At 42.1% G+C, this 2,143-nt stretch carries 2 protein-coding genes; both read right to left on the minus strand.

What is annotated here, in order from left to right; translation table 11 throughout:
• Positions 1-1,594 (minus strand): GmrSD restriction endonuclease domain-containing protein (locus ACM0OY_RS40175; RefSeq protein WP_414574266.1); only part of this gene is annotated, 1,594 nt, incomplete at its 3' end.
• A 19-nt stretch (positions 1,595-1,613) separates the two neighbouring features.
• Positions 1,614-2,018 carry a phospholipase D-like domain-containing protein gene (locus tag ACM0OY_RS40180; RefSeq protein WP_414574267.1) on the minus strand — a complete coding sequence of 135 codons (405 nt, stop codon included), beginning with the start codon at positions 2,016-2,018 and terminating at the stop codon, positions 1,614-1,616.
• Positions 2,019-2,143: the final 125 nt, after the last annotated feature.

The following is a 2,143-nucleotide window of genomic DNA, read 5'->3' on the forward strand; positions in this document are numbered from 1 at the left end:
ACATTTTATCAGTTTTACGCTCCGGTTTTTTCTGAGTTTGTGAGAAATCCGGGTTATAGCGAGATGGGGGAATATCGTTCTTATCACACCAATTACTGGGGAAAATGTGATGAATATCGAGTTTGCGCTCCTCCCAATCGGTTTCATCCAAATCTCGTATTGCAACTTTCCAGAAGAAGTCTTGAGCGCCTTCACGCTGAACTAAAACATTGATCCCTTTGTATGCAGCGCTATTGCGGGAACGTAAAGTACCTAACCGCGTAGGCTGGAAGTTAGCATCCCTAACAGTTGAAGGTTCTTCCTTGCCACCCTCAATCCAGTCTATAAGTTCCTGGATGTCCAGAGCTATACGAGTTTCAACTGCCCCGCCGTACAATTCGCCGAGGATACCACACCAAAACCAACGAGCGATTTTATCGTAGATTTTCGGTTCAAGCCAGCGATCGCCAAGGAATGCCATGACCACGGCAAGCGGAACAAGTTGGGTACGGTAGGGTAAATCGTTGGTAGAGAAAAACGATTCTTGACGTAGAAATTTAGCTGCTTTCCAGTAACCCTCTGTAAGAGGCTGTTTCCATTTTTGGTAAGCATCTAGAGGTAAAGACAAAACTGCTTCGCGCTTGGCAGTCACACCTGTTATTTGCTTGCCAGTTTTTCCCGCCTTTAAGTCTTCCCTTCGTTTATCCCAAGTATGCAGTAGTGTCAATCCTTGAAGAAACTCAGTAGGTTGAACCTCGCGTAATAAACTTTGCTTTCTTAGATGCGGTTGAGTACCTTCGATACCTTCGTGAGCATTACCAAACCATTCATCCCGCAGGTTTACATTATCAATAGCGTAAGTGGCAGTCATGAGTTCAAATACCGAGAGGGAAACACCTCCGGTATTGACTTTCTCAAAGACAAGGCAGACTGCTTCTTTCTTGTTTTCCTTGCTGAGTTCAATGATCGGAATGTTATAGTTACGAAATTCATTCACAACCTGTTTACGGAATTGAGCATATCGCCCGAACTTTGTAACGTCGTAGGCAAGCAATCCCTCCTCCCACTCATCAGAGTTAAGGAGCTGGTTACAAGGAAAGTAAAAGTTCTCATATTCCTTTTCTGGAGTGCTGAGATCCAGCTTTAAATCACGTCCAAAATTTTCTCGCACAGTGCGATCAGTGTCAACGCTAATAATCGCACTTTCATAATGCTCTTTTCCTAATAGGGCTGTTTCGATATCAATGTAGTAATAGCGATGAAGTAATTTTTTCTTGTAGTCACGAGTTTGTACTGGTTGTGTAAACATTAACACTTGCGTTAATGAAGTCAGTCTCTGTTGCCCATCAAGAATCAACTTTTCTAATTTGCTAAGTATTGCTTTTGTTAGCTCTACTCCTTCAATGGGACGCGCTTTGAACTTAGCATCACCACCTGCCTCTAGTAACATGATTGCTCCGACAGGAAAGGCACGAGCAATACTTACTAACAGAGAGCGGATATGTTCATCATCCCAAACCCACCCTCGTTGAAAATCGGGCAGTTGAATTTTGCCAACTACGATATCGTTTAGTAAAGTGGCTAGACTTGTCTTGGTAGAATCAAATGTAGACATAAGATGTTACTTTAAATATTTAAATTCCAGGAATTCGACATAGTATATTTCTTGTAACCAAGCTCTCAAATTGCATTTGCAAAGCAATAGCCGTTACTGGGTCATTAAGTAATACACCAGCTTCGATATTGCGCTCGTGAGCCGCTTCTGTAAAATTGGCGGAGGTAACAAGTACACGCTCCTTATCTACAACAACACATTTGGCGTGTAAACAAGCTTTTGATTCCACACCCACTGCCAGCGATCGCGGATCGTGAAATACTTCAGGTAGTCTTTTTCCTGGCCAAATATCTTGGCGAAAACTATTGGCAAACTCCCGTAGTAAAGTAGATGTTGGTACTTCATTATTGTGTGGTCGATTAACGTTAAGAAACATTCGCACATTTAATTCTGGGTTAAAATCCATTCGTTCTGCCAGCACCATAAATAACTCTCGTGCTTTTTGTCTTTTATCAATAGCAAAGCTAGAAATCAGAACACTTGTTTTGGCGGTGCTATAGCGGTTATCAGTCCAGTTAAGTACACTTAGGAGAAAGCAATTCTACTGAT

This window comes from Nostoc sp. CCY 9925, assembly GCF_963920935.1.
Taxonomy (GTDB): domain Bacteria; phylum Cyanobacteriota; class Cyanobacteriia; order Cyanobacteriales; family Nostocaceae; genus Nostoc.